Source organism: Melghirimyces algeriensis (assembly GCF_900182565.1).
Taxonomy (GTDB): Bacteria; Bacillota; Bacilli; order Thermoactinomycetales; family DSM-45169; genus Melghirimyces; species Melghirimyces algeriensis.
In genome coordinates, this window is record NZ_FXTI01000002.1 from 266,247 (window position 1) to 283,550 (window position 17,304).

Sequence of the window (17,304 nt, forward strand, 5' to 3'; positions counted from 1 at the left end):
GAAGGAGATGGGACCATGAACCCTGTATTCCCCATTCCAGACAGCGAATTGGCTCAGAAAGCGACCCACTATGCCAAGGAATTGTCCTCACCTGCGCTGTTTAACCACCTCATTCGAACCTATGCGTTTGGATATGCTGTGGGTCAAAAAGCAAATCTCACATTGGACTCCGAGTTATTTTACCTTGGCGCCGTTCTTCATGACCTTGGTCTGACGGAACCCTTTAAAGATGGAGAACGCCCGTTTGAAGTGGAGGGAGGTGCTGTTGCCCATACGTTTTTAACCAAACAGGGATATCCCATGGAAAAAGCGGATGCAGTAAAAGAAGCGATTGAGTTACATGCGTCAGTGAAAGCGGAAGAGAAACAACCCGAAATCGCCCTCGTTCACATCGGGGTGATGGTGGATGCAGGTCTTCGAATGGACAGTCTGACCGAACATGAAGTGCGGCAGATTATTGAAGAATACCCGCGTCTGGGGATTCAACAAGCCATGATTGAGGCATTTACGTATCAAATAAAACAAAAAAATGACACCAGACTGTTGCAAATCATTCAAGCAGTGGAACAGCATTCCCATTTCAATGATTGATATAAAAACAAAAGGAGCGGGAGAGATTCCTCCCGCTCCTTCGTTATGAACCCAATATACCGGTGATAAAAGGGTTGCTTTCCTGTTCCTGTCCAATGGTGGTCACAGGGCCATGACCGGAGTAGACCGTGGTTTCTTCAGGAAGCTCCATCAAATGATCGTGAATGGACCTTAACAGGGTCTGATGATCCCCGCCGGGAAGATCCGTCCGTCCGATCCCTCCTGCAAACAGTACATCTCCGCTAAACAATAAGGTATTCCATCGATAGGAAACACTTCCCGGAGAGTGACCGGGCGTATGGGTGACGTCAAAGGTTTCCCCCAACAAATGTAAGGTTTCTCCTCCCTGCAACACCTTTTCCGCTGGACGGCAACTAACGGTTTCCATTCCCGGAAACAGGGTGGACCCGTTTTTCTCCGGGGAATCCAACCAATCTTCCTCCAACTGGTGAATATAAACCGGTGCCCCAAATGCCTTCCGCACTTCTTCCAAACCCCCGATATGATCAAAATGGGCGTGCGTTAAAAGAATCGCTTCCACATCCAGCTTCAACTCCTGAATCCGCTCCATCAATTTATTTGGAGAACTTCCGGGATCAATCACCACTCCTTGACCGCCTGCTTCCTTATACAGAAGATAGGCATTGGTCATCACGGGTCCGAGTACAAAACGTTCCACCTGGATCATATCGTCGTTTCCTCCTTCTTGCTCAACGTCTGTTCATCCATTGTACCAAAGATTCAGAGAGAACCAGCATAACCTTCCAACCCTTTTTATACATGGTTTTCCTGTTCATTGGTTACATTACGATTAACCATTGATTTGGAAAGGAAGATCGGCCATGATCCGGATTTTTTCCCTGTTAATTGCCATCACCCTTTTGGTTGGATGTCAACCGGCCAACCAATCACCGGCCAACGAGTCCGCACCCCCTCCGGGAGTTTCCAAAATGGAGCGGGTAAAACAAACCGCCCCCAAACCCCGTCACACGGACAACAACCAGGCGATCGCCCGGCGCATGACGGAGATTGCGACGCAAATGCCCCAGGTAGAAAGTGCTACCTCCATCGTCTTGGGGCGGTACACGCTGGTGGGAATCAACCTCGATCCCACCTTGGACAGGGGTCGTGCCGGAACCATAAAGTATTCCGTTGCCCAAGCGTTGCATGAGGACCCTCAGGGAGCCAATGCTCTGGTAACAGCTGATCCTGATTTGGTACAGCGTATACGTGAACTGGCTGATCATATCAACAAGGGGAGACCGATTTCCGGATTGGCGGATGAATTGGCAGATATTGCCGGGCGAATCTCACCGCAACCATCCAAACAAACCCCTAAAAATGAAGAACCCCCTTCTCCAACCGATCAGGAAAGAATGAATCAAACCCGCAATCCAAAGCCGGCCAGATAAACAAAAGACCGACGGTAGATCACCGTCGGCCTCCCTTGTTTCATCCTTTTTGCAATGCTTCTGTCACTTGGCGGTCCAGTTTATCTGCCGCCTCTTTATCATAGGTTTTCACATAGCCTGGTTCATCCACAATCTTGGCACCGTAAAACATCACATCATAAACGGCATCCACATCGATTTCAATGCCGGTTAACTTAATCTGGGGCCCTTCCAAACGGTCATGTTTCACCTGGGCTTTTCCCGCGATGGAATAGGTGGTATCGGGTCCAATCACTGTGACCGTTACTTCAGGCTTCGCTTTTACATTGGCAATCATACGGGAACGGTGTCCCACCGCCACCCGCAGTGTATTGGCATCTGGTGCATAAACCCAAGAGACCGCATTGACAACCGGTGCCCCCGTTTCTGCATCCACCGTGGCCAACAGAACAAATTGTTCTCCTTTCAACCGATCCAAAAGAGAATCCGGCAGTTGTCTGGAAATTTCTTCAGCCATGGTTTCTCCTCCTCATCAGAACGTTCATTTGAAAAAGCTGTGTCGTACTCCCCATCCAGTATAGTATACTATGGGTTAATGGATTAGGGATCGTTGACTTCCCGAAACAAAAGAAAGGAACGAAGATTCTGTATGAAAGCCAAATGCGCACTTTGCGATCAATCCTTTGTTCCGGACCCACTTCAAGAGAAAAAACTAAAAAAACATCCACACCGAATGTTTCTGTGTCCGGAGTGCCACGAACGGATTAAAGAGCAAACCCTAGCACGGAAAGCAATTGCCAGGGAAATGGAAAATGACAAGCCCTGACATCAGCCTTGAGGTGGATCGCATGGAAACGATCGGTGATACTTGGGTTCCGCTTCAATCTGCAACAGAAGGTTTTCCACCTGTTCCCGATCAAACTGAAGTTGTTGCTCTTCACCCTTTTGACGATAGATCAGCCGATAGTGATCATTCTCCCGTTGAACCTGAATCTCCTCTACTCCATGATCTTCTGTCAATATCCGCCCAAAAAACCCGGTTGTCTCCTCCGCCGATCGATCTTGAGGCCGTGCCTCCCATACCACCTTGATCTGCAACCAGTTGAACAGAGCATCCCTCAGATTCACGGTTCCTCTGTCTCCTTTCCCCTTTGCAGGAAACCTTTGTGGTCGGCTCACTCCGAGTCGGCCTTTTTTTGTGCACCTGCTCCCATTCGTATGCGAGCCAAGGCAATCATAATCAGCGTAATCACCAGAATTTCAACAATGGGAAACTGCAAGTAAAACATCACCCACAAAAGAACACATCCCAAAGCCAACACCAGATAGACAACCAACGACTTTAGTATGGGAAGTCTCCGGGCAAACGCCACCTTGTACACAACAGCCGTCAATGCCACAATGACAAGATAGGATACAAAAGGATGGGAAATAAGCCACGCTTTGATTTCTTCCATGCCGACCCCCTCCTTCCTAGACGGTAGACTCTTCCTGCTTCAATTGACGAAGATAACGGATTTCTTCTGCATACTCCTCTTCCTGTTCCACAGGCGTTTCCAAAACAATCGGCAGTCCCTCAAACATCTCACAACGAAGAAATTTTGCCAATGCGCTGGCGCCAATCTCTCCCTTTCCGATCTTTTCATGCCGATCCTTGCGGGAGTTGTAGGGAACCTTGCTGTCATTGAAATGGATGGCGACGAGAGATTGGATATATCCAGTCTCCTCCATCACCTGGACCAATTGGTCAAACGTATCCTCCATCCACGCCCCTGCCGCAAAACCATGACACGTATCAAAACAGAATCCGATTTTCTCCGGGTAATCGGTCGCCTCTCGAATTGTAACCAGATCCTCTATGGTGAGTCCCAGCTCACTTCCTTGACCGGCTGTATTTTCCAGAAGCAGTTTGCAGTCTCCATCATAGTCAGATAAAATTTCATTCAAGGTTTCAATCATCCGCCGGGTGCCTGCCTCTACGCCTTCCCCTACATGCTTTCCACAGTGTACGACCGCACCCACCGCACCATAGGTATCCGCAATATGCAGATCTTCTTTGATGGAGCGAACTGTCACCTCGTGAAGATCCGATTTGGGGGTGGAAAGATTTGTGATATAAGGTGTATGGGTCACAAGAGTGATCCCATTCTCCCTTAAAAACTGAACTCCCTTTTCCGCATCAGGAACATTTATTTTTTTGGGTCGCAACGCCCTAGGGTTTTTGGTGAAAATCTGAAACGCATCCGCTCCAAGTTCTTTTGCACGCCGACAGGCTTTGGAAAACCCCTTGGCCACACTGATATGGCATCCCAGTTGCATCAATATCCCTCCTGTAACCAAAGAAGCGCCTTCAGCAGGCGCCTCCTGAACCTCCTATATCATACCACTTTGCAGACATCAACAGCAACAAATGGAACTCTGGATGCTCACTTACTTCTGTTGTATATCACGAAGCAACTCTACCTGATCCGTAATGATCGCGTCCACACCCAGGTTACTCAAGCGACGCATTTCTTTCTCCCGATTGACGGTGAAAGGACGCAGGGGAATGCCCATGTTATGGCAGGCGTTCACCATCTCCTCTGACACGGTCGGCCAATAGGGATGAATCGAGTCAGCTCCTGCATGACGCGCATACGTCCACGGTTCATACAAATTGGCCATAAATAAAATGGCCACATCCATTTCCGGGTGCATCTCTTTGACTCTTCTCAGACTGTGGTGGTTAAACGATGAGATCATCACCTTATCCGTTCTTCCAAATTGCTCTGTCCACTCCAAAACTCTCTCTTCCAAACCGGGCTCCGGATATTTATTGCTTTTCAACTCAATATTTAGCAACAAATTTTTATCGGCGGCCAATTCCAGAACTTCTTTCAAGTGCGGAATCGGTTCCCCTTGAAACTCCTCTCCAAACCAACTGCCTGCATCCAGCCGACGAAGTTCCTTCCATGTAAAATCCTTGACCCAACCCTTTCCGTCTGTCGTCCGCTTCAATGTATAGTCATGGATGACGACAACTTCCCGGTCTTTTGTCAGATGTACATCCAACTCCAGTCCGTCGGCGCCCGCTTCAGCCGCCCGTTGAAAGGCAGCCATGGTATTCTCCGGAGCCACAGCGGAATAACCTCGGTGAGCGAATACTTGTACACGTTTCATTTCGTTTCCCCTTCTGTAAAATAAGAATCATTCCAGTTGCCATCTTTGTAGTATACACAACAATGGTTCATGGGGCATCCCCCGCACCGGGGATTCTTTTTTCGACAGTGTTCTTTTCCCAATTCCACCAGTAACGCATGAAACAGACGTAAATCCTTGATACATTGGAACTGGGACAAAACACTCTCCCGCACTTCGGTGTAGTTCATTTCTATACCTCGGTAGCGAGAAAGGAACCGACGGGTGTATGTATCCCCTATAAACGCAGGCTTTTTAAACACATAGAGAAGCAACATATCTGCTGTCTCCGGACCAATCCCTTTCATTGAAAGCAACGCGTTCCGCAAGTCGGAGGCAGGGATCTCTTCCGATACCTTTTCCACCCCGCCCTGCCGATGTAACCAGCAAGACAAACGATAAATGGCAGCCGCTTTTGCCCGATATAAACCAGCCGGACGGACCGCTTCGACCAACACCCCTTCGGATTCCTTGCAAATCGCCTCCGGATGGTTCAATCCCTGACTCCTCAAGTTTTGGATGGCCCGATAAGCGTTCGTCCATGCGGTATTCTGCACAAGAACGCTTCCCAGCAACTTTTCAAAAGAGGAATCCACTCCCCACCAACCTGCATTCGTCAGATGAGGTTTCCAGTTTCGTAAAGCATCCCAGATTGCTTTCCAGTCCGGAGTTTCTCTCTTTATATCTTCCATCCGTCATCTTCTCCTCTCCATGAAAGAGGAAAGACGTCCGCACCCTCTGGCACCAGACGCCTCGAAGCAATTTTATTTTCCGGCAAAACGCGTTGCCAACTGGGCCAATGTTCGGGTTCCCACTCCAGTAGCCCCTTTTGGATGAATCCCCGATTCTGCTTTCCAGTCAGCAGTACCGGCGATATCCAGATGAACCCATGGGGTGTCCTCTACAAAATGTCGAAGGAACATTCCCCCTTGAATGGTTCCGGCCGCTCGGCCACCTTCATTTTTAAGATCTGCAATATCGCTTTTCAGAAACTCTTTATATTCTTCATCCATCGGTAGCTCCCAAACCTTTTCTCCAACGACTCGCGCAGCCTCCTTGACCTTGCGTCCCCACTCTTCATTGTTTGTCATCAACCCTGTCGTTGTATACCCCAAAGCAACGATCACTGCTCCGGTCAATGTAGCTACATTGACCAGGGACGTGGCTCCCTGACGGCGCGCGTAAGCCAAGCCATCGGCCAGAATTAATCGCCCTTCCGCATCGGTATGGTTGATTTCAATCGTTTTTCCACTGAAAGAGGAGATCACATCCCCTGGACGATAACCGCCCCCGCTCACCATATTTTCACATGCAGGAATGACACCCATTACATTGCAATGCGGTTTTAATGCTCCAATCGCCTGCATAGCACCAAATACGGCAGCAGCCCCAGCCATATCTCCATGCATTCTTTCCATTCCTTGGCTCGGCTTCACCTGAACGCCACCGGAATCGAATGTAACGCCTTTTCCGACCAATCCGAGAACCTCCTGGGATTCCGGAGCTCCCTGGTAGCGGAGAATGATCATTCGGGGTGGTTCGCTACTCGCTTTTGAAACTTCCAATAATGCGTCCATCTTTAATTCTACCAATTTGTCATGATCCAGGATTTCCGCTTCCAGACCATAACGATCCGCCATATCCAAAGCTCGCTCAGCCAGAACGGAAGGAGTCAGCTTATTTGCAGGCTCATTGGTTAAATCTCTCGCTGTATTGGTAGCTTGTGCAAAAACCCTTCCGCGCTCAATGCCGGCTTCCACTGCTGAATCGCTCACTCCTTGTGCGGAGAGCCAGACGGTTTTCAGTTCCTCCGGTTCTTCGTTTTTATATCCGCGATAACGATAAACGCCCAACTCCATTCCTTCCACCACGGCCTGCACCAGGTCAGCGGCATTCCATCGCTCATTGATTTTTTGGGAACATCCAACAGCAAGCTGTCTGATCCCTGCTGCACGGGCTTTCCGTGCAGCCACTGCCATTCCGTTCCGCATCTTGTCAAGGGTAAGCTCTTCTTTTTTCCCCAACCCCAAAACCAATACTCGCTTGGCAGGGATCTTCCCCCAATTGTGAATGAACGTCGTCTCATTCAGCTTTCCTGTGACTTCCCCTTCCGTCACCAACCGGGAAATCCGATGCTCCAATGCTTCATCTACCTGTTGAATACAACCTTTTAGCGCTTCTCCCCCCTGAGTATGAACAACCACCAGACAGTCCGTCGCCAGGGAGGTCAGCGATTCTTTAGCTACTTTCCACTCCATTCCATAATCCCTCCGCACTTTATTCTTGCGGGGAATAATGCACAAACAAAACAGTGCATCTCCCGAAGATTGAGACACACTGTTTCAATTCGACACACAACAGATATTCTCCTTTTTGAACCTAAATTTATTCAGTTAGTCTTTTATTCTGATTTACAGCGCTTCCAACATCATCATCTCTTGACGCAACTTCTGCAAACGCATCTTACTCTGATTTACCCGGTGAACATCATTTGCAACCATCGCCTCATACAACAGGGCCAGCTCATAATCCAACTCCATACGCAGTACAGGAATCCTTTTTTCCGGCTCCCGACAACGAAAAGCCTTAATCACATCTTCCATGACCATGCTGCACCCCACTTTTGTTTTGCTTATCAAGCATATCTGTTCCACCACCCGGGTTGACGGTTCTTCCAACGACCAATTTTTACCATAAACTGCACTCTGGCTACAGGATGCCCTCCATGTTCAAAAATTAAACCCAATCAGCCAAAAGAATGAAACCAAATATGATTACTTCCTAATTTACGCATCTGTTCGGAGTCTGTCACGGTGTTCTCCCAATCTTCACCTATACAAAACAGAGCCCCTCGAAAGGCGGACCATCTTTTGATATCATATTCCTGTACTTGGTGGGAACAATGTAAAAAACATCAAACCTCCGTTTTCCGGAGACTGCTGACAAAGATAATAAGAGGGGGTAAAGCGGACTCCTTCCACTTCTTTTAGTTGGAGGAAAGAGATCCGCAAACGGAAATCACCCCTTCACCATTTTGTCATGAATCTCTCCGTTTCTTTTTTCGCTGAACTGTTCTAAAACATAAATATACGATCCGGAGTGTGAAAAAACATGTCTATGCCTGCGTTTCATGCAAAAGATTTCGAGGTGTTCACGATTGAGGGACTTGAACCCCGTATGGAAGCCCTGAAAGAGCAAATCCGTCCCAAATTGGAAGCAGCAGGAGAAGCCCTTTCCCCCCATCTTTCCAAATTGACTGGAGAAGAAATGTATGTTCACGTAGCGAAGCACGCCAGACGAACCGTTCATCCACCCGATGAAACATGGGTGGCTTGGTCATCGCATAAACGGGGCTACAAATCTCACCCCCATTTTCAAATTGGACTGCGACAAAACAGTCTGTTCGCCATGTTCGCCCTGATTTATGAATACCCCCATAAACCCCGTTTTGCTATGAATCTGATGGAACAATTGGATACCACTGTCCTGAATCTCCCTTCTGACTTTGTCATCTCGCAAGATCATACCCGACCGGAAGTCCAATCGATTGAACAACTGGGGAAAGAAGGAGTCCAAAACGTGCTGAAACGTCTTCGGGAAGTCAAAAAAGCGGAATTTCTGTGCGGTCGGGTATATGATTGGAATGACCCCACGCTTCATGATGGAAACGTGTTGGCTAAAGAGATAGAGAAAACCTTCAGTGCTTTGGAACCCCTGTACCGATTATCGATTTTGACCCGATAAAAATACCTTTCGGGTCGGTGGAAAAAGATACAAAATAACGATCGAATCTTCGATCCCCACTTTGCCAACCGCCTCAAACCCTCCCCACGGAAGGGTTTTCTTATTTGTTTGCCCTACGGATAAAGGGAATTCCGTCCTTTTTATTTTCAGGGTGTCAAGAAAAACAATTTTTGATATCATGGTTAGCTGAGCGGTGACCATTCCGCCAGGGAGGACTGAAGCGGACTCGCCTTCTCTACTGAGATACCATCAAAGTGAAGAAGGAACGGAGCAGATTGGTGAAAAATCTCTCATGCGTATACCATTTGTGTGAAGCAAAACGCTTGAGTACAATATTCCCACCCCCTCCCCTCTTTGCTGTAATACAAGCATCATGAAATTCCAATCAGAAAGGTAGAGCCGCCTTGGCCAAACAAGAACGAACCCCTCTTTTTACCCTGCTAAAAAATCATGCAGCGACAAACCCTGTTCAATTTCACATTCCCGGCCATAAAAAAGGGCGGGGGATGGACCCGGAATTCCGTCAGTTTATCGGCGATCAAGCTTTGTCCATCGACTTGATCAACATTCAGCCGCTGGATGATTTGCACCATCCTCACGGAGCCATCCAGGAAGCTCAAGAACTGGCAGCAGAGGCCTTTGGAGCTGACCACACCTTTTTTTCCGTACAGGGAACCAGCGGGGCCATCATGACGATGGTGATGTCTGTATGTCAACCAGGGGATAAAATCATTGTCCCCCGTAATGTTCATAAATCGGTTCTTTCAGCCATTATATTGGCGGGGGGGCATCCTGTATTTATCCATCCCATCATGGATGAAGAGCTGGGAATCGCGCATGGTGTCACCTGTCAGGAGGTGGAAAACGCCTTGGCGCAACATCCCGATGCCAAGGCAGTCCTGCTCATTAATCCCACCTATTATGGGATTGCATGCCATCTGAAAGAGATTGTGGAGACTGTTCACCGACGCGGACTCCCGGTTTTGGTCGATGAAGCACATGGAGCACACACGCACTTTCACAACCGTTTGCCTTTGTCGGCGATGCAAGCTGGAGCGGATATGGCCGCCACCAGTCTGCACAAACTGGGGGGATCATTGACCCAGTCTTCCATCCTCAATGTTCGGGAAGGAAAGGTCAATCCCCGGAGAGTTCAAACAATCATCAGCATGCTGACCACCACGTCCACTTCCTATCTTCTTTTGGCTTCACTGGATGCCAGCAGAAGATTCTTGGCCACCTGTGGGCAGGAAAAAATGGAACAGGCTCTCTCACTGGCTGACTACGGCAGAAAACAGATCAACAACATTCCGGGGATTCGCTGTGTGGGCAACGAAATAGTGGGCCGAGAAGCCACTTATGCCATGGATGAAACCAAATTGATCATTCATCTGAACCATCTTGGCATCACAGGATATGATGCGGAGATTTGGCTCAGGGAACAATGGAACATTGAAGTCGAGCTTTCCGACCTGTACAATATCCTGTGTTTGGTAACTCCGGGAGATACGATGGAGACAATCGATACATTGATTCGGGCGCTGAACGATTTATCCGACCGGTTTTACACGGATCAAAAGCGAAACAACCAACAGGTTCGATTACCTGAAATTCCCGTTTTGTCTGTCTCACCCCGCGATGCATTCTATTCCCAAACACTGACCATCCCTTTTCGGGAATCAGCCGGTTATGTGATTGCCGAATTTATTATGATCTATCCTCCAGGAATTCCAGTCTTGCTGCCCGGAGAACGCATCACAGAAGAAAATATCAGCTACATTCTTCAGCATCTAAACGCCGGTTTACCGGTTCAAGGACCGGAAGATCCCAAGATGCAGATGATACGTGTTATGAAACATCCGTGAACCAAACATCCCCCGCAAAGGCTCCTTCAAAAGGTCCTGACGGGGGATGTTGCAAAGTGATCAGTTTTGGAGTTTCAACATCATGTCGGAATCTTGATCTGAATTGTGATGACATCCTGGACAAACGCCATAAAGGGTTCCACTTTTATCTCCATCGAGGTAAGTAATCACCTCATCACAGTTTTGACAAATAACAGCTTCCAATTCACCAACCCCCTTAAAGAGCGGAATCATTCGTGAAAGCGCTTTGATTAATGTGTTACATTGATTATAATATGACATACAAATTTCGTCAATGGGTTCATTAAAGGTTGTCTGTATCAATAATATGTGACACACAAAAACAATAAAAAGAACCGAAATATGTTCGGTTCTTCCCTTATCTCATCTTATAGTATGTGTCATGAATTGCATTCTTCCACCTTGGATTCAAACAGGGAGGTGATCTCACAAAACAGAGTGATATCCTCCTCATCAATATGGCAGGCCGGCGAAGCCATCACCACCAGTTCTCCAATCAGATGGTGCCCCTGATAATAGGGAACATACACTTCAACGTGATCCCCCGTCTGCTCCCGCACAACGCCTCCTCTTGCTGCTGCCAAACTCAAGAGACTTTCTCCAAAGGGGACAACTTGCATCAGAGCGCAAACACCTGCACTGCAACTCTCTTTAAACTGATATTCTGACGTTACATACACCCCAACATAACGGTAAGCGGGAATTTGATCAAACAGGATCTTCACCACAAACCGATATAATTCTTCCACAGAACCATCCAGTTGATCCGATACAACTCCGATTTCCGCTCGGATCTCATCCAGTAGATCTGTTTTCCGCATCCATCTATCCCCCACTGTTGGAGTAGGATATATTGTAACACAGGCCATACACAGAGACAATACATTTTCAAAGTTTTAAGTAAATTATTATTTTACAAATCGCAATGGTAGCACATCTAGCACTCTTTAGTGCGATCCTTTCTATTTAAAGTAAATAACTTTATTGTAAATGAAAAAATAAATAAAAAACATCTGATTCCTATCCATTTTTTCATAAACATGCTAACATCAAAATATATATTGCAAGCAGAGGTGAACGCAAATATGGGGAAAAGCGCTTATATCCAATTGGTGGAACATTCCGTTCAAAAAACGCTCAGCCTGGAAGATGTAAAAAAAGAACTTCATCGCTATATTCAGATGGCAGAAGGAACCGGAAAGCAACTGGGGTGGGAATATGCCAAAGCTGCGTTCCCTTACACCATGGAAACGAAAACAACGCATGGTTCACCTTGGATTTTATTGAAGGGAAAAAAGACGGAAGGATACAAATATTTATGCATTGGTGTAAACACGGGCAGTATAACGAAAGAAAATTCCTTCCCCCATATCCAGGTAACCATTCCTGATGGAGCCACTCATGGAGACCACGCAAAAGCCAATGAATTCTGCCGCCACCTTGCGAAAGCTTTTCAGGCGAAACTTTACCTTTTTAACAGACGAATCATGTACTTCTATCCTCGAAAAATCTGAATGGTCACCTGCTCCCCGATGACCTTTTTTGATTCCTCCATTTTCCGGTTTTCATCTGCTCCTTCGGAGGATATCCTGTTTAATAGAACGTTTGTTCCTTATCCGGGATATTCTACTGGAGGAGGTGTACCCATGAAGGATTCAGGGCGAACCATCCTGTTAGCAGATATGAATGCTTTTTATGCCAGTGTGGAACAGGCATTCAACCCATCCTTGCGTAATCAACCTGTTATCATCTGCGGAGATCCCCAACAGCGTCGCGGAATCGTACTGGCCGCTTCCTATGAGGCCAAAAATCTTGGCGTAAAAACGGGAATGACTGTTTCCAAAGCAAAGGAACTCTGTCCCGAAGCCCGATGCCTTCCTCCCCGAATGAACACATATGTCCAGGTCTCCATCCGGATCATTGAAATATTGAAGCAATTTTCCCCTTTAGTGGAACCATTCTCTATCGATGAAGCCTTTGTAGAACTGACAGGGTGTGAATCACTTCTCGGTTCGGAAAAAAGGGCTGCCCAAAGAATCCAGCGACAAATCCACATGGAGACGGGGATTCACTCTTCCATTGGAGTCGGTCCCAATAAACTGCTGGCCAAGATGGCTGCCGGTATGAAAAAGCCTCAAGGAATAACCATACTTTCACATGAAGATGTTCCTGAAAAACTGTGGCCGTTGCCGGTCGGCAAACTGTTTGGAATCGGAAACCGAATGGAACACCACCTTTACCGAATGGGGATTCGAACCATCGGTGACCTTGCCCGAACCGATCCTCGCCTTCTTCGCCATCGGTTTGGAGTGATCGGGCAAGTTCTTTACGAATCCGCCCATGGCACTGACAGCAGTCCGGTGGACCCTTATTCCCTTGATGGAAACAAGTCCATCGGGCATCAGTTCACCCTCCCGCGAGACTATACAGAAATAAAGGATATCCGGTTGGTTCTTCGGGAGTTGACGGAAGAAGTGGCAAGTCGAGCCCGCAAAGCCGGATATATTGGACGGACCGTCTCCCTTACGATCAAGGGGGCTGATTTCCACTCGATCCATCGATCGCTCACAATCCCCCATGCGTCCAACCTTGGACACCCTTTGTTTCAAGCAACAATGGAGTTGTTGCATCGCCATTGGACCGGTCAGGCGATTCGTCTGATCGGTGTAACACTCAGTAACCTTCAACCGGACCAAGGTGTTCAACTGAACCTTTTCAAGGATCTCAACCGGGAGCATCGCCTGGCGGATACAATGGACAAAATCAGAGAGAAATTCGGTCCCGAAAGTATATGTCTGGCTGAATCGTTGCTGGAGTCCAGTCTCTATTCCGACCGGGCTGGAAAAATCGGAGGGCATCATCGATAAAAACCCGGAAGCCATGGCTTCCGGGTTTTGAAGTGGTCAAAAAAATAAATAATGGCATCCAATAGAAAATACCGTTCCCAACCAAGCACCTACAGCTACATCCGTAGGGTAATGTAAACCCAAATAAATGCGTGATAATCCAACCAACAAAGCAGGAGGAAGGAGGATGCAAGACAGCCAGGGCTCGTGAAGAATCCACACAACCACAATGGAAAACGCAGCGGTTGTATGACCGGAGGGAAAAGAATAGTCCTGTAGAGAGTCAGGAAAGGTTCGAAGCTCAGAAAGCTGGAGATAGGGGCGCAGGCGGTGCCAATAATGCTTGCCCAACCGTACCGCTGCATGGCTGAAGATCAGTGACATCAACCCCTCCACTGCCCAGTATCGAGCAGGGGAAGGAACAAAAAGCATCCAGAGACCCAGAAACGTCAGCGTGATTCCTGCCCCTCCCAGATGGGTAATCCGCAACATCAACCAGTCCATCCATCGACACTTCCATTGCTGATTGACATAGTAAACCCAGCGATGATCCACTTTCTGCAACTGAACCGCCAAACGCCTAATCATCTCCATCCCCTCTGATTCTCCACAGAATGATCTCTATATAATATAACGTACAATTTTCAATGAAACATAAATAAACCATTAATCTTCAATGGATATTTCATCCAACACTTTACGCAAAATGTCTCTTCGCTCATCCTCAGTATATTTTCCCCAAAACCAATGATCCCGTATCAAAATGTCAAAATGAAGATGGAGCCCTTCCAAGGTTCCTTCCGCACCACTGCGAGTCCCGGAATTTCCGACATATCCAAGCAGTTGCCCCTTTTTCACTCGATCACCAAGTTGGATGTGATCCGACACTTGACTGAGATGGGCATAACGGGTTAATATCCCCTTTTCATGCTGAACCCAAACCGAGCGCCCTCGCAACTTGTCCAGTATGTAGGCAGGAGTCTGCCCTTCATGACGGGCAGCAACACGTAAAAGTTGATTCCGTTCTTTCACAGACAATTCACGATAGTTGTGATCTGCCCTCACAACTACACCATCCGCCGAGGCTACAACAGGGGTTTTTGTATCCACCTGAATCGTGCTGGTACCTGAGTAGTAATCCAGACCTTCGTGCACTCCATTGCGATAATCCCTTGGTGCTCCAGGCAGATGGGAATCCTGAATGCTGACTGTGGCACCGGAAATGGGGCGATCCAGAAAAGAAAGAACACGGACCAACTCATCCACTTCTATCTTTTGATAGGAAGCAGCTGCAACGGATTGCGATGAAGTCTCGATGGACCCGCGTTTTTTGGCAATCATCGCCTGCCCATTCCGGATCTCCACCCGCTTGCCCAAGCCTTCTTCCAGCACTTTCAAGGGGATATACAGATCCTCTCCGCGGAATAAAGGCTTTCCATCCACAGGAAGATAAATCCCATTTCGACTGACGACCGGAGCTCCTCGAAGCATACGAAGAGTAAGGGAACCATCAGACAGGGTGAGTACTCCCTCTTCAGGTTTGTAACGGGAATGAAGCCCCAGTTTTTTCTCCACTTCATCCACAGCCAAATACTTCTTTTCATTTTTTTCAAAAATATCCAATACGATTGAGGATGATTGACTGTCCGCCGATTTTTCCGTTGAATGGTGATTTCCATTAAAAGAGTCAACGGGAAGAAAGAACAGTAACAACACAGACAGAACAGCCACTGCAATCAGCAAGGCTGGTTTCCCCATAAGCAACCCCTCCATTTGCTCTTCCTTTTATTGTACCATGTACAATAAAAGGAAGAAGGAGAAATAAAAGGAAAAAGCACGGAAAATACCGTGCTTTTGAACAAAATCTGGTGGGCAGTACTGGGATCGAACCAGTGACCTCTACCGTGTCAAGGTAGCGCTCTCCCCCTGAGCTAACTGCCCTCTAAACAATATGTGGATAACGAATTATACAATAAAAAATAAAGAAGATCAATCATATTTTTTCATATAAAAGAGTATTTCCGTTTTGCTCTCGGAATCTTTCGTGTACTTATGGATCTTCAACACTCGGACGGATCGGTTTAGATTGTGCAACCCTCTATGGGGACTGTCCAACGAAAACGCATAAAACAACAGCCGGTTGTTTCACAGAAACAACCGGCTCCTATTCAGACGTGGATATGGCTTCAGTCTCAATCCAGGTTTGAGACCACTTTTCCAATTCTTTCATAATCGGTTCTAAAGCCAAACCCTTTTCTGTCAATGAATATTCAATCCGCACAGGAGTTTCCGGAAAAATATCCCGTTTGACAATGCCTTGTTTTTCCAAATCCTTCAATCGTTCGGAAAGAAGCCTTCCACTGATTCCAATCGCGGATTCAATGGTGCAAAACCGCTGTTTCCCGGAAAGTAACTGATAAATGATTAACCCTGTCCATCGCTTACTCAAAATACTCATCGCCTCTTCAAATCGAGGACAGAGCTGAGATTTTTTCATATCGGCTCCCCCCCTCTATCCGTATTGTACCACAAATGTGACAGAGAGTAATACTTGACGTAAATAAGTTACTTTATTATACTAACTTACATAAAGTAACTTAATAAAAGGAGAGAAGGAAAATGGCGAAAAAACATCACATTGGTGCATTGATTTTAAGGTTATTTTTAGGGGTAACATTCTTCATTCATGGATTGGCCAAAGTTCAAGGCGGACTCAGTAATACGGTCGGATTCTTTGAAAGCATAGGAATTCCGGGATTCATGGCCTACATTGTAACATTCATCGAACTGATCGGTGGGATTGCTATGATTGTTGGACTAGGAACGCGTATCATTTCCATTTTGTTTGCCCTCATCATGATTGGAGCGATTGGGACAGTGAAATTCCAGGCCGGTTTTATGGGAACGGGGCAAGCAAGTGGGTATGAATTCGATTTGGCTTTACTCGTCATTTCGATTCACCTTATGATTGTCAATCGGTCCATGTTTGCACTGGATCATGTCCTATTTCGTTCCAAGCAAGACGATTAACCGAGGAAGGCGATAGAATGAAGAACCCTGGAGGAAGCTACCCACCGGCACCATAATGGGACATATTCATCTCTGTGTATCTGACCTGACCCAAGCAGAAACATTCTACCGTCATGGACTTGGATTTGATGTTGTCAGCCGATATGGTACCCAGGCACTCTTTCTGTCCACAGGTGGTTATCATCACCATATTGGATTAAACACATGGGCAGGAATGGGAGCCCCCTCACCCTCGGAAAATAGCGTTGGATTGAAAACATTTGTATTAAACTACCCAAATAAAGAAGCAAGAAAAAACGCCATTCAACGGTTAAAACAAATAGGAACTCCCTGGATTCAAGAAAGTGGAATCATTCAAACCAAGGACCCTTCCGGTAACGTCATTCGATTAAGCACCTATCATGCTGTCTGATCATACAAGCGTTGTCCGGTAGCGCTATACCCGGCAACTCGTTTTTTATCTTGGTATTTTGCGGTGAGCAATATTGGAATGAAACCAGTGACTCTACCGTTGTCCATTTGCAACCTCTCACTGAGGTGAAATATATGAGTGGTATCATTATCAACCGTATCCACACCCCCCTACAATGCGATTTCCTCATTAATTTTTCCTTGTGCGTTATAATGATGAAGAGGTGA

The 17,304-nt window shown here is 47.0% G+C and carries 22 protein-coding genes, 1 tRNA gene and 1 pseudogene; 9 read left to right on the forward strand and 15 right to left on the reverse strand.

Going from position 1 to position 17,304, the window contains the following annotated elements:
* Window positions 1-15 precede the first annotated feature (15 nt).
* Window positions 16-591: an HD domain-containing protein gene (locus tag FN782_RS04360; RefSeq protein ID WP_185956026.1), complete on the forward strand. Its 576-nt coding sequence runs from the start codon at window positions 16-18 to the stop codon at window positions 589-591.
* A 43-nt stretch (window positions 592-634) separates the two neighbouring features.
* On the opposite strand, the gene FN782_RS04365 is transcribed toward FN782_RS04360, so the two are convergent.
* Complete coding sequence (locus tag FN782_RS04365; RefSeq protein WP_142504554.1) at window positions 635-1,279, reverse strand: MBL fold metallo-hydrolase; 645 nt, start codon at window positions 1,277-1,279, stop codon at window positions 635-637.
* A gap of 154 nt (window positions 1,280-1,433) precedes the next feature.
* Here FN782_RS04365 and FN782_RS04370 point away from each other — a divergent pair, with 154 nt between their 5' ends.
* Window positions 1,434-2,003 carry a YhcN/YlaJ family sporulation lipoprotein gene (locus FN782_RS04370; RefSeq protein ID WP_142504555.1) on the forward strand — a complete coding sequence of 190 codons (570 nt, stop codon included), beginning with the start codon at window positions 1,434-1,436 and terminating at the stop codon, window positions 2,001-2,003.
* 40 nt (window positions 2,004-2,043) lie between these two features.
* On the opposite strand, the gene FN782_RS04375 is transcribed toward FN782_RS04370, so the two are convergent.
* Window positions 2,044-2,499: a nitroreductase/quinone reductase family protein gene (locus FN782_RS04375; protein WP_142504556.1), complete on the reverse strand. Its 456-nt coding sequence runs from the start codon at window positions 2,497-2,499 to the stop codon at window positions 2,044-2,046.
* Window positions 2,500-2,631: 132 nt separating this feature from the next.
* Here FN782_RS04375 and FN782_RS04380 point away from each other — a divergent pair, with 132 nt between their 5' ends.
* Window positions 2,632-2,808 (forward strand): DUF2197 domain-containing protein, encoded by a 177-nt coding sequence (locus tag FN782_RS04380; RefSeq protein ID WP_142504557.1) that lies wholly within the window; start codon window positions 2,632-2,634, stop codon window positions 2,806-2,808.
* A 2-nt stretch (window positions 2,809-2,810) separates the two neighbouring features.
* On the opposite strand, the gene FN782_RS04385 is transcribed toward FN782_RS04380, so the two are convergent.
* The 7 genes from FN782_RS04385 to FN782_RS04415 all read right to left on the reverse strand — a co-directional run bounded on the left by FN782_RS04385 (window position 2,811) and on the right by FN782_RS04415 (window position 7,768).
* A complete protein-coding gene (locus FN782_RS04385; RefSeq protein WP_142504558.1) occupies window positions 2,811-3,110 on the reverse strand; it encodes a hypothetical protein in 300 nt (99 codons plus the stop codon).
* A 47-nt stretch (window positions 3,111-3,157) separates the two neighbouring features.
* Window positions 3,158-3,439 (reverse strand): YlaH-like family protein, encoded by a 282-nt coding sequence (locus FN782_RS04390; protein ID WP_142504559.1) that lies wholly within the window; start codon window positions 3,437-3,439, stop codon window positions 3,158-3,160.
* Between the two features lie 16 nt (window positions 3,440-3,455).
* Window positions 3,456-4,301 (reverse strand): deoxyribonuclease IV, encoded by an 846-nt coding sequence (locus FN782_RS04395; protein WP_142504560.1) that lies wholly within the window; start codon window positions 4,299-4,301, stop codon window positions 3,456-3,458.
* A gap of 111 nt (window positions 4,302-4,412) precedes the next feature.
* Window positions 4,413-5,141, reverse strand: a complete 729-nt coding sequence (locus FN782_RS04400; RefSeq protein ID WP_142504561.1) for a glycerophosphodiester phosphodiesterase — start codon at window positions 5,139-5,141, stop codon at window positions 4,413-4,415.
* Window positions 5,138-5,851, reverse strand: coding sequence for an endonuclease III domain-containing protein (locus FN782_RS04405; RefSeq protein ID WP_142504562.1), 714 nt, complete (start codon window positions 5,849-5,851; stop codon window positions 5,138-5,140). Before FN782_RS04405 ends, FN782_RS04400 begins: the two co-directional genes overlap by 4 nt.
* A gap of 72 nt (window positions 5,852-5,923) precedes the next feature.
* Window positions 5,924-7,417, reverse strand: coding sequence for a leucyl aminopeptidase (locus tag FN782_RS04410; protein WP_142504563.1), 1,494 nt, complete (start codon window positions 7,415-7,417; stop codon window positions 5,924-5,926).
* 153 nt (window positions 7,418-7,570) lie between these two features.
* Window positions 7,571-7,768, reverse strand: coding sequence for a hypothetical protein (locus tag FN782_RS04415; protein WP_342778350.1), 198 nt, complete (start codon window positions 7,766-7,768; stop codon window positions 7,571-7,573).
* 502 nt (window positions 7,769-8,270) lie between these two features.
* Here FN782_RS04415 and FN782_RS04420 point away from each other — a divergent pair.
* Both FN782_RS04420 and FN782_RS04425 read left to right on the forward strand, forming a co-directional pair.
* Window positions 8,271-8,903: a YktB family protein gene (locus FN782_RS04420; RefSeq protein WP_142504564.1), complete on the forward strand. Its 633-nt coding sequence runs from the start codon at window positions 8,271-8,273 to the stop codon at window positions 8,901-8,903.
* A 404-nt stretch (window positions 8,904-9,307) separates the two neighbouring features.
* Window positions 9,308-10,768 (forward strand): aminotransferase class I/II-fold pyridoxal phosphate-dependent enzyme, encoded by a 1,461-nt coding sequence (locus FN782_RS04425; protein ID WP_142504565.1) that lies wholly within the window; start codon window positions 9,308-9,310, stop codon window positions 10,766-10,768.
* Between the two features lie 60 nt (window positions 10,769-10,828).
* On the opposite strand, the gene FN782_RS04430 is transcribed toward FN782_RS04425, so the two are convergent.
* Together FN782_RS04430 and FN782_RS04435 are read right to left on the reverse strand one after the other, a co-directional pair.
* Complete coding sequence (locus FN782_RS04430; protein ID WP_342778351.1) at window positions 10,829-11,050, reverse strand: GapA-binding peptide SR1P; 222 nt, start codon at window positions 11,048-11,050, stop codon at window positions 10,829-10,831.
* 119 nt (window positions 11,051-11,169) lie between these two features.
* Window positions 11,170-11,610: a hypothetical protein gene (locus FN782_RS04435; RefSeq protein WP_142504567.1), complete on the reverse strand. Its 441-nt coding sequence runs from the start codon at window positions 11,608-11,610 to the stop codon at window positions 11,170-11,172.
* Between the two features lie 264 nt (window positions 11,611-11,874).
* On the opposite strand from FN782_RS04435, the gene FN782_RS04440 reads away from it, so the two are divergent.
* Together FN782_RS04440 and dinB are read left to right on the forward strand one after the other, a co-directional pair.
* A complete protein-coding gene (locus FN782_RS04440; RefSeq protein ID WP_142504767.1) occupies window positions 11,875-12,303 on the forward strand; it encodes a DUF1885 family protein in 429 nt (142 codons plus the stop codon).
* Window positions 12,304-12,435: 132 nt separating this feature from the next.
* Window positions 12,436-13,656 (forward strand): DNA polymerase IV, encoded by a 1,221-nt coding sequence (gene dinB, locus FN782_RS04445; RefSeq protein WP_142504568.1) that lies wholly within the window; start codon window positions 12,436-12,438, stop codon window positions 13,654-13,656.
* Window positions 13,657-13,692: 36 nt separating this feature from the next.
* Here dinB and FN782_RS04450 read toward each other — a convergent pair whose 3' ends face one another.
* From FN782_RS04450 to FN782_RS04465, 4 genes are all read right to left on the reverse strand, one after another.
* Entirely contained in the window at window positions 13,693-14,229 is a 537-nt protein-coding gene (locus FN782_RS04450) for a phosphatase PAP2 family protein (RefSeq protein ID WP_142504569.1), read from the reverse strand.
* A 72-nt stretch (window positions 14,230-14,301) separates the two neighbouring features.
* Complete coding sequence (locus FN782_RS04455) at window positions 14,302-15,393, reverse strand: peptidoglycan DD-metalloendopeptidase family protein (RefSeq protein WP_185956027.1); 1,092 nt, start codon at window positions 15,391-15,393, stop codon at window positions 14,302-14,304.
* A gap of 108 nt (window positions 15,394-15,501) precedes the next feature.
* A tRNA-Val gene (locus FN782_RS04460) sits at window positions 15,502-15,576 on the reverse strand.
* 223 nt (window positions 15,577-15,799) lie between these two features.
* Window positions 15,800-16,132: a winged helix-turn-helix transcriptional regulator gene (locus FN782_RS04465; protein ID WP_142504571.1), complete on the reverse strand. Its 333-nt coding sequence runs from the start codon at window positions 16,130-16,132 to the stop codon at window positions 15,800-15,802.
* 122 nt (window positions 16,133-16,254) lie between these two features.
* On the opposite strand from FN782_RS04465, the gene FN782_RS04470 reads away from it, so the two are divergent.
* Both FN782_RS04470 and FN782_RS04475 read left to right on the forward strand, forming a co-directional pair.
* Window positions 16,255-16,665 (forward strand): DoxX family protein, encoded by a 411-nt coding sequence (locus tag FN782_RS04470; RefSeq protein ID WP_142504572.1) that lies wholly within the window; start codon window positions 16,255-16,257, stop codon window positions 16,663-16,665.
* 19 nt (window positions 16,666-16,684) lie between these two features.
* Window positions 16,685-17,077: pseudogene (locus tag FN782_RS04475) on the forward strand (VOC family protein); the annotation flags it as partial.
* Window positions 17,078-17,304 lie beyond the last annotated feature (227 nt).

Excerpts from the sequence above, each read along its gene's own strand:
- FN782_RS04375 (WP_142504556.1), bottom strand. The coding sequence starts at position 2,499 with ATGGCTGAAGAAATTTCCAGACAACTGCCGGATTCTCTTTTGGATCGG.
- FN782_RS04430 (WP_342778351.1), bottom strand. The coding sequence starts at position 11,050 with ATGTCATATTATAATCAATGTAACACATTAATCAAAGCGCTTTCACGA.
- FN782_RS04455 (WP_185956027.1), bottom strand. The coding sequence starts at position 15,393 with ATGGGGAAACCAGCCTTGCTGATTGCAGTGGCTGTTCTGTCTGTGTTG.
- dinB (WP_142504568.1), top strand. The coding sequence starts at position 12,436 with ATGAAGGATTCAGGGCGAACCATCCTGTTAGCAGATATGAATGCTTTT.
- FN782_RS04390 (WP_142504559.1), bottom strand. The coding sequence starts at position 3,439 with ATGGAAGAAATCAAAGCGTGGCTTATTTCCCATCCTTTTGTATCCTAT.
- FN782_RS04380 (WP_142504557.1), top strand. The coding sequence starts at position 2,632 with ATGAAAGCCAAATGCGCACTTTGCGATCAATCCTTTGTTCCGGACCCA.
- FN782_RS04435 (WP_142504567.1), bottom strand. The coding sequence starts at position 11,610 with ATGCGGAAAACAGATCTACTGGATGAGATCCGAGCGGAAATCGGAGTT.
- FN782_RS04410 (WP_142504563.1), bottom strand. The coding sequence starts at position 7,417 with ATGGAGTGGAAAGTAGCTAAAGAATCGCTGACCTCCCTGGCGACGGAC.
- FN782_RS04450 (WP_142504569.1), bottom strand. The coding sequence starts at position 14,229 with ATGGAGATGATTAGGCGTTTGGCGGTTCAGTTGCAGAAAGTGGATCAT.
- FN782_RS04405 (WP_142504562.1), bottom strand. The coding sequence starts at position 5,851 with ATGGAAGATATAAAGAGAGAAACTCCGGACTGGAAAGCAATCTGGGAT.
- FN782_RS04415 (WP_342778350.1), bottom strand. The coding sequence starts at position 7,768 with ATGGTCATGGAAGATGTGATTAAGGCTTTTCGTTGTCGGGAGCCGGAA.
- FN782_RS04400 (WP_142504561.1), bottom strand. The coding sequence starts at position 5,141 with ATGAAACGTGTACAAGTATTCGCTCACCGAGGTTATTCCGCTGTGGCT.
- FN782_RS04360 (WP_185956026.1), top strand. The coding sequence starts at position 16 with ATGAACCCTGTATTCCCCATTCCAGACAGCGAATTGGCTCAGAAAGCG.
- FN782_RS04440 (WP_142504767.1), top strand. The coding sequence starts at position 11,875 with ATGGGGAAAAGCGCTTATATCCAATTGGTGGAACATTCCGTTCAAAAA.
- FN782_RS04465 (WP_142504571.1), bottom strand. The coding sequence starts at position 16,132 with ATGAAAAAATCTCAGCTCTGTCCTCGATTTGAAGAGGCGATGAGTATT.
- FN782_RS04420 (WP_142504564.1), top strand. The coding sequence starts at position 8,271 with ATGTCTATGCCTGCGTTTCATGCAAAAGATTTCGAGGTGTTCACGATT.
- FN782_RS04370 (WP_142504555.1), top strand. The coding sequence starts at position 1,434 with ATGATCCGGATTTTTTCCCTGTTAATTGCCATCACCCTTTTGGTTGGA.
- FN782_RS04470 (WP_142504572.1), top strand. The coding sequence starts at position 16,255 with ATGGCGAAAAAACATCACATTGGTGCATTGATTTTAAGGTTATTTTTA.
- FN782_RS04395 (WP_142504560.1), bottom strand. The coding sequence starts at position 4,301 with ATGCAACTGGGATGCCATATCAGTGTGGCCAAGGGGTTTTCCAAAGCC.
- FN782_RS04365 (WP_142504554.1), bottom strand. The coding sequence starts at position 1,279 with ATGATCCAGGTGGAACGTTTTGTACTCGGACCCGTGATGACCAATGCC.